Origin of the sequence: Brevibacillus massiliensis, assembly GCF_000311785.1 — a bacterium.
In the GTDB taxonomy this organism is placed as follows: Bacteria; Bacillota; Bacilli; order Brevibacillales; family Brevibacillaceae; genus Brevibacillus_C; species Brevibacillus_C massiliensis.
Map to the genome: position 1 here is coordinate 208,154 of NZ_HE978542.1, position 7,903 is coordinate 216,056.

The following is a 7,903-nucleotide window of genomic DNA, read 5'->3' on the forward strand; positions in this document are numbered from 1 at the left end:
GGCACCATCACCCGCCACATGATCTTCCACTCCGAAGCGTTGTCGAGACGAGCCGCCTCGATCACCTCGTCGGGAACCTGCAGAAACGACTGCCGCAGCAGAAAGATACCGAAGGCGCTGGCGCCGTAAGGCAGGATGAGCGCCCAGAGGGTATCGACCAATCCCCAGCTGCTCATCTCGACATAAATCGGCAAAAAGATCACCTGAGGCGGGATCATCAAGGCGATGAGCGTCAGCGCGAACAGCAGGTTGCGGCCGGGAAACCGGTAGCGGGCAAACGCGTAAGCCGCCGGAACGCCGGTCAAAAGCTGCAGGGCGAGGATGCCTGCCGCCACAAGCGCGCTGTTCGCCACGTACGTCAGGAACGGTCCGGACTTCCAGGCCAGCTGAAAGTTTTCAAACTGCCATGCCTCCGGCAAAAAAGTGGGAGGAAACCGGTAGACTTCCGGCATCGTTTTGAACGCGGTCAGAAACATCCAGAGGAACGGAAAGACGAAGATCAGCGACACGGCGATGAGCAGTCCCCATTCGACTGTTTTCCAGGAGATTGATCCCAGTTGTCTCCGTTTCAAACCTTCCCCTCCTTTCAGCGATAGTGAACGCGCTTCTCCATGAACCGGAAGTGAAGCAGCGTCAATGCACCGACGATGCCCAGCAGAACGACGGACGCAGCAGAGGCGATTCCGCCGTTGTAAAAATCCATTCCCTGTTCGTAAATGTAAAAGACGAGCATATTTGTGCTGTTGACCGGTCCGCCTTGGGTCATGATGTAAATCGTATCGAAGACCTGAAAGGAAGAGATCGTGTTGATCACCAGCAGGAAAAACAGGGTGGGCGACAGCATCGGGATCGTGATCTTCCACAAGGTTTTCCAGCCGGGCGACCGATCCAGCGCAGCCGCCTCGTAAATCTCCCTGGGAATGCTCTGCAGACCGGCGATGAACACCAGCGTATTGTATCCGATTCCCTTCCAGACGCTGACGAGGATCAGTGAAACGAGGGCGCTTTTCGTATCCGCCAGCCAGGTGTAGGCAGGCAGTCCAAGGAACTCCAGGATGGCATTCAACAGCCCGTACTGCGGATCCATCAGCCACATCCAGAGCATCGCGACAGAGACCAGCGAGATGATGTGCGGACTGAACACGGCCGCCTGTACGAGGCCGTAGATTTTCGCCTTCCGGTTGAGCCACAGCGCCAGCAGCAGGGCCGCCCCGATGCCGATCGCAACCGTGCTTACGGTGTACACCAGGGTACCCTTCAGTACCTGGTAAAAATCCGCGTCTGCAAACAGCGCCTCGTAATTGGCCGTTCCCGCCCATTCCATCTCATCCAGCGAAAGCAGGGACCAATCCTGAAAGCTGAGGTAGATCATATAGGCGATGGGAAAGAAAAAGAAGGCGGCAAAGAAGATCATCGCCGGTGCGACGTAGGCATAAGGCCGGAGAGTTTGGGCCAGATCCGCCATTCGCTTCAGCGTCCACCTCGCCCCGATCCCGGAAGCCGGTGCCGCCGGCGTCATCTCCTGCCGCATCAGCTCATGCCCCCTGCCAGGAAGCGCCTCGGCATCTGCTCGGCACGGGCGGGAATCCGCTCCCCTGTCGCCTGATCAAACAGATAGATGCACTCGACCGGCACGGCAATCTGGACCTCTGCCGCCGTCTCCAGCAGCGACTCCGGGTCCTTTTTGACAATCACGCTGCCGCTTGGCACCTTTACGTGGTAGAGGACATCGGAACCGAGCACTTCCCTGGAGACGACTGTGCCGCGCAGGACCAGAGCGGATTCCGGGACTAGGGACTGCACGGCTGCCGGGAGCATCACCGCCTTCTCCGGCCGGAAGCCGAGCAGTTTTCCCGCTTCTGCCGCCGGCAAGATATTCATCGCCGGCGAGCCGATAAACTGCGCCACGAACAGGTTGGCCGGATCGTGGTACAAATCAAGCGGCGAAGCGACCTGCATGATCCTCCCCTCATTCATCACGACGATCTGATCGCCCATCGTCATCGCTTCCACCTGATCGTGAGTCACATATATGAACGTGCTGGAAAGCTGACGGTGGAGACTGGACAGCTCTACCCGCATCTGGTTGCGCAGCTTGGCATCCAGATTGGACAGCGGTTCGTCCATCAAAAAGACCTGCGGCTGCTTCACCATCGCCCGCCCCAATGCGACCCGCTGGCGCTGACCGCCTGACAATTGCGACGGCATCCGCTGCAGATACCCGCTCAGTCCTACCACGGCGGCAATTTCTTCAACCATTCGTTTGCATTCCTTTTTTGCGATTCCCCGGTTGCGCAGACCAAAGGCGATGTTGTCAAACACGGTCATCGTCGGATACAGCGCATAGTTTTGAAACACCATCGCCACATCCCGTTTTCCCGGGGGAAGCTCGTTCACCCGCTGGCCGCCGATCCAGATATCCCCCTGTGATGCGCTCTCCAGACCGGCAATCATGCGTAGCGTAGTCGACTTGCCGCAGCCCGAGGGTCCCACCAACACGGTAAATGACCCGTCAGGGACGACCAGGTCAAGCCCTTTCACGACCGGTTGATGGTGAAATGTCTTCGCTACTTGCTGTAAGACGACTTGCGCCATCCCAATCCCCCCTGTCTTTATTCAGCAGCACCTGTGTGCCCGACAGTGATGCTTAGCAACAATTCCATGGTAAAACCTGCTTGTTAAAGGCAAATGGAGCGTCTATTAAGAAAGGGAAAAGATTTGGTAAACAGCGCAGCCTGCTTCTACTTACCTGTAGTAATGTCATGAATTTATTACATTTTGCAAATGATCCTTTACATTTTGCAAATGATCATTTACATTTTGCAAACGATCTTTTACAATCAGATCAACATCAAATCTTCTCCCGGGAGTGAGGCCATGCTCGAAAACAGAGTTCGCGAACACCGCGCGAGGTTGAAGTGGTCGCAGCAAGACTTGGCCAATGTCGTTCAGGTTACCCGGCAGACAATCGGCCTCATCGAAAAGGGGGATTACGCTCCTTCCGTTGCATTGGCGCTGAAGATTGCCCATGCATTTCGGGTTCCGGTAGAGGAAGTATTTTCACTGAAAGAGGAAGGTGAATAGTTTATGCTGCCCCGTCTGGTGCGCTCTCCTTTTATTCCGTTGGTCATGTTTTTGGGGTTGATCGGGTTTGTGTTTACCGTCGCCGAAGATGCCAAATCGCACAGTTCGCTGATAGTTTCCGCGGCACTGCTGCTCGGCGTCATCTTCCCGCTGTGGGTTATCCTTGTTCTGTTTCACAACAAGAAGTATCCCCGGCAGAAAGTGTCTCTGAACAGTCTGCTGCCTCCCGAGCTGCGCGAAATGGATGAAGGCGAAAGGTGGGTCACCTTCAACGCCTGCCGCAATGTGTACATTTACTATACGTTTGCCCTGCCAATCTCCACTGCGTTCTGCATTTGGTTTCCCGATTTTCCGTACCTGGCGCTCTCGCTGATCGGAGTATTGGGCGTCGGGCAGTACATCGTGTACTGGCTGACCATCCGTAAGCTAAATCAATACTAAACTTCTTCTGGAGGAAAACCATGACTGTATTTTGGCCGTATTTTCTTGTGTTTGTGCTCTCTGCTGTACCGATGGTCGAAGCGATTGTCATGATTCCCGTGGGAATCTTCGCGGGTTTGTCGACATCACTGGTTACAGTGCTTGCCTTTATGGGGAATGTACTGACGCTCCTGCTTGCCATCCTGTTTATTGACCGTTTGAAAGGGGGGTGGGCCAGGAGAAAAGGGGGACCGCTCCATCCAAGCGCCAGCAGCGGGCAAAACATCTGTGGAACAAGTACGGACTACCCGGCTTCTCCATTCTGGGTCCGCTTCTGGTTGGCACTCATTTGACCGCGGTGATGGGAATGGCCTTCGGCGCAACGCAGAAGCAGATGACGATCTGGATCCTGCTCAGCTTGGCTACTTGGACGATTGCCGTAGCAGTGCTATCACACTACGGTGTCGTTTTTTTTCAGATGAAGGATAACGGCGGATTGCTCTACGACCTGCTAAAGAAATAAGACGCCCTGTTGGGGCGTCTCTTTCGCATTAATGATCCTCCCATTCTTCCCGGTGGCGAAACGAGCGGGATTCCCTGACTTCCGGGTACTGCTTGGCCTGGATCAACAGATTTTCCAAAAAGAGGTAGTGCCCTTCCAACAGTTCCACGTCTTTTCGGCCGAACCTGCTTGCCTGCAAGTACTGCTGCATCTCCAGGATAAACCGCTCCATTTTGATGTAAAAATCGTTCGCCCGAAGCATTTGCTCCACTTCTGGATACAGCTCCTTCAGCCGTTTGATCTCATTGTACGTCTTGGTCCCCTCGAGGACCAGCTGGTAGACCGTCCGTTCGTAAGAAGCCTCTGTTGCCAGCCGGGCTTCCCGCCGCGCCTCGCGCAAAGCGGACAAGTACGTGATAAAATGGAAAACAGTCAAAAACAGCGGACCTAAAAACAGAATGATGCCGGCTTTGTAGATGTGCGTATTGACATTGCTGTTGATCAATAAAAACAAGTGAAATAAAATAGCACCTAGCCACGAATAGATAATGACATGATAGTTGATCTTGCCCGCTTGCTCCTGGCGGGAAAATACGAAGGTAAGCCCCAGCAGATAAAAGGCGAGCAGGGTAAAGCTGGCGCTGAACAGAGCCATCTCCAGCTCCTGCAGCCACTGGGCCTGCTCAGGAATCTCAATATAGAATTCAAAGGCGAGCACGAGCAGCACGAACAGGGAACCCAACACCCAGAATCTCGTCACGTCGCTGTCTACCTTCCGTTGGCTGCGGTGCTTCTCTACACGCGATTCTTTCAAAGCTACGTTCACCTCACTGCAAGTTACAATTCGCCATATTTTGCGGTTCTCCTGTTCGCTCCATTCCTCGCGGGAAAATAATCGACACGGAGGTCTCCATGAATCTTATACCATTACCGCCTATGTTTCAGCAACGTATGAAGGAGCTGCTGCAGGGCGAATCCGGCCTATTCTTCCAGAGTTATCAAGAGCACCCCTGGCACGGCTTAAGGGTAAATCCGCTGAAAGTGGACCCCCAGCTCTTCCGCCGGATCAGCCCTTTCCCGCTTCAGCCGATTCCCTGGTGCGACTTTGGGTTTACCTATCCGCATACGGTCCGCCCCGGCAAACATCCCTTTCACGCCGCGGGTTTGTACTACATACAAGAGCCGAGTGCGATGGCGGTGGCTGCCGCTCTCGATGTACAGCCGGGTGAGCGGGTGCTTGACTTGTGCGCGGCACCGGGAGGAAAATCCACCCAGATCGCCGCGGCACTTGCCGACGACGGCCTCTTGATCGCCAACGAAATTCATCCGGTCCGGGCCAAAGCCCTGTCTGAAAACATCGAACGGATGGGGGTAACGGGTGCACTCGTGGTCAGCGAGACGCCAGAGCGTTTAGCCGAGCGCTTTCCACAGTACTTTGACCGCATCCTGGTCGACGCTCCCTGCTCGGGCGAAGGCATGTTTCGCAAGCTTCCGGAGGCGTGCGAAGACTGGTCGCCTGAAAAGGTAAGCGAATGCCACATCATGCAGACCCAGATCCTTCATTCAGCCGCGCAGATGCTGAAACCGGGAGGAACTCTGGTCTATTCCACCTGCACGTTCGCCCCGCTCGAAAACGAGCAGACCATCGAAAAATTTCTGGCGGCCCATCCGGAGTTTGAACTGCAGCCGATCGCTCACCGGGAACATTTTGCCCCGGGGCGGCCGGAATGGTCGAAGAGCGGCAACCGGCAGCTGCAGCTCACGGCGCGGCTCTGGCCCCATCTGCTGGCGGGAGAAGGGCATTTCATCGCAAAGCTGCACAAACAGGCAGATGCTGCCCCAGGACCCGGCCACCCGGAGGAAGGCCGCATCCAGCGGAAAAAGAAGGGAAAGGCAGCCCAGCCTGCAGCCGCGGTCAGCCGAGAGGCGCTGACACTGTGGCAGGCTTTTGCCGAAGAGACCCTCCCTGGCCTGCGCGCAAATGCGAACCGCCTGTATGGCTTCACCCTCTTTGGGGATCAGCTCTACGCTCTCCCCGATGAGCCGGTCGACCTGAGCGGATTAAAAGTGCTGCGGCCGGGCCTCCATTTGGGGACCGTGAAAAAACAGCGTTTTGAACCGGCGCACGCCCTGGCGCTGGCCTGCAGAGCTGCCGATGCAGCCCGCACAGCAGATTTCCCCAGTGATTCCACCGAGGTGCTGCGCTACCTGAAAGGGGAGAGCCTGGCCTGCGACGGCAAGGCTGGCTGGACGCTGGTGACGGTAGACGGTTTTTCTCTCGGCTGGGGCAAGCAATCAGGCGGGCAGCTGAAAAACCACTACCCGAAAGGGCTGCGCTGGACGTAAAAAAGCTGTCTTGCTCATCTGAGCAGGACAGCTTTTCTCAGCTTGCGGCGGTCGATGCGGTCTCGTTTGCGCCCGATGTGACGTGGCGTCACGTTCAAGTCTAAATAATTGAAAGGAATTTTATGTCACTGAACGAATTCTTTTATACGTGATGATTTGGTGCAAGAAGAAAGGGACAGGGTGCGCTATGATTGCGAGAGTCGGAGCAGTGGGTCCAAAAGACTCCATTGAATTGATCACGGAGATCGGCAAAGAGTTTCAGGAAGATATGACGATCATTCCCATGATCTATCAGAAGATCGAAGATACGCCGAACATCATTCAGCAAGCGGACGGCCAGATCGACATCTGGGTTTTCTCCGGACAGGCCCCTTATGCCATCGCCCGGGATCTTCTCCACAAGCAGAAGATGCTGTATCCGCAATTGAACGGTTCCAGCCTGACCAAAGTGCTGCTCGAGCTCGTCTACCGCGACCGATTGAGGCTGGATCGCGTAAGCTTTGATACGTTTTTGCCGAACCATCTGCAGGAGACCTGCACCGAGCTCGGCTTGCCGTTCGGGCAAATCCACCTGCTGTCCTACCCGGGCTACAAACCCAGCCAGGAGCTGGCGGCTTTTCACACCGCCTTGTTCCGCGAAGGGAAGGTCGACGCCTGTGCCACCTGTATCAGCTCTGTCTATGAAGCGTTAAAAGCGGAAGGCATTCCCGTCTACCGGATAACGCCCAACCGGATGACCATTCGCAGCATGCTGAATCTGGCCCGTACGGCAGGCGAGACCCTCCACTTTAAAAAGTCGCAGATTGCCGTGATGCTGATCGAGATCAACGGACTGGAAACCTTGATCGGGGAAAACAAAAGCGCTTATGACGTCAGCCGGCTTCATTTGCGCCTGCAGGACACGATCCTCGACTACGTGGAGGAGGTCTCCGGGTCGTTTATCTCCCTCGGGAACGGCAAGTACCTGATCTTTTCCACGCGCGGAGCCTTTGAAGGCAATCCCAATGCCCACGCCTCGATGCTGCTGGAGCGAATCGCTTTCCTGACCGATCTGCAGACGAATATCGGAATAGGATACGGGGTGACCGCATTGGCCGCCGAGCGCAATGCCCAGCTCGCCTTGCTACACTCCCAGAAGACAGGGTCCTGTGCGATCCTGGTCGACGACGAGGGCAGGATTGAAGGTCCTCTGCAGCAGCCTGACAGCATCAGCTTTACGTACCGCACCGACGACATGGAGATGTGCGGGCTGCTGAAGAAAGCCGGAGTGGCCATCACCACGTATGAAAAGCTGCAGGCCGTGCAAAAACACCTGGGGAAAAATTCGCTCAGCGCCCCAGAGGTGGCCGAATTGCTGGGCATGACCAGGCGAAATGCCCGCCGCATCCTCACTGATCTGGCAGCACACGGCCTCGCCGAACTGATCGGCGAAGAGGCGCCGACAAACCGGGGCAGACCGCGAAAAATATACCGAATCCCCCATCGAAACCGCCAAGGGCATGAACAGTCCGGGCAGTAAATAGACAGCAAAAACACCTCTTTGCATCCGAT

General features: G+C 55.7%; 10 protein-coding genes. 6 read left to right on the forward strand and 4 right to left on the reverse strand.

Annotation, left to right across the window (positions count from 1 at the left end; translation table 11 throughout):
- The 3 genes from HGBM_RS16555 to HGBM_RS16565 all read right to left on the reverse strand — a co-directional run.
- A partial coding sequence (locus HGBM_RS16555) for a carbohydrate ABC transporter permease (RefSeq protein WP_035287358.1) occupies positions 1 to 572 on the reverse strand: 572 nt, incomplete at its 3' end.
- A gap of 14 nt (positions 573 to 586) precedes the next feature.
- Entirely contained in the window at positions 587 to 1,465 is an 879-nt protein-coding gene (locus tag HGBM_RS16560; protein ID WP_245553004.1) for a carbohydrate ABC transporter permease, read from the reverse strand.
- Between the two features lie 65 nt (positions 1,466 to 1,530).
- Complete coding sequence (locus tag HGBM_RS16565; protein WP_019122209.1) at positions 1,531 to 2,595, reverse strand: ABC transporter ATP-binding protein; 1,065 nt, start codon at positions 2,593 to 2,595, stop codon at positions 1,531 to 1,533.
- A 282-nt stretch (positions 2,596 to 2,877) separates the two neighbouring features.
- On the opposite strand from HGBM_RS16565, the gene HGBM_RS16570 reads away from it, so the two are divergent.
- Genes HGBM_RS16570 through HGBM_RS31795 form a run of 4 tightly spaced genes read left to right on the forward strand, consistent with a single transcriptional unit; the run spans position 2,878 to position 4,027 of the window.
- A complete protein-coding gene (locus HGBM_RS16570) occupies positions 2,878 to 3,084 on the forward strand; it encodes a helix-turn-helix transcriptional regulator (RefSeq protein ID WP_026074478.1) in 207 nt (68 codons plus the stop codon).
- Between the two features lie 3 nt (positions 3,085 to 3,087).
- Complete coding sequence (locus HGBM_RS16575; protein ID WP_019122211.1) at positions 3,088 to 3,525, forward strand: hypothetical protein; 438 nt, start codon at positions 3,088 to 3,090, stop codon at positions 3,523 to 3,525.
- A 20-nt stretch (positions 3,526 to 3,545) separates the two neighbouring features.
- Positions 3,546 to 3,857 (forward strand): hypothetical protein, encoded by a 312-nt coding sequence (locus HGBM_RS31790; protein WP_245553000.1) that lies wholly within the window; start codon positions 3,546 to 3,548, stop codon positions 3,855 to 3,857.
- Positions 3,854 to 4,027, forward strand: a complete 174-nt coding sequence (locus HGBM_RS31795) for a hypothetical protein (protein WP_245553002.1) — start codon at positions 3,854 to 3,856, stop codon at positions 4,025 to 4,027. The genes HGBM_RS31790 and HGBM_RS31795 overlap by 4 nt, the downstream gene beginning before the upstream one ends.
- Positions 4,028 to 4,055: 28 nt before the next feature.
- Here HGBM_RS31795 and HGBM_RS16585 read toward each other — a convergent pair whose 3' ends face one another.
- Positions 4,056 to 4,820, reverse strand: a complete 765-nt coding sequence (locus tag HGBM_RS16585) for a hypothetical protein (RefSeq protein WP_019122212.1) — start codon at positions 4,818 to 4,820, stop codon at positions 4,056 to 4,058.
- 98 nt (positions 4,821 to 4,918) lie between these two features.
- Here HGBM_RS16585 and HGBM_RS16590 point away from each other — a divergent pair, with 98 nt between their 5' ends.
- Both HGBM_RS16590 and HGBM_RS16595 read left to right on the forward strand, forming a co-directional pair.
- Complete coding sequence (locus HGBM_RS16590; RefSeq protein ID WP_035287276.1) at positions 4,919 to 6,352, forward strand: RsmB/NOP family class I SAM-dependent RNA methyltransferase; 1,434 nt, start codon at positions 4,919 to 4,921, stop codon at positions 6,350 to 6,352.
- A gap of 187 nt (positions 6,353 to 6,539) precedes the next feature.
- Positions 6,540 to 7,871 carry a helix-turn-helix domain-containing protein gene (locus HGBM_RS16595; protein ID WP_019122214.1) on the forward strand — a complete coding sequence of 444 codons (1,332 nt, stop codon included), beginning with the start codon at positions 6,540 to 6,542 and terminating at the stop codon, positions 7,869 to 7,871.
- Positions 7,872 to 7,903: the final 32 nt, after the last annotated feature.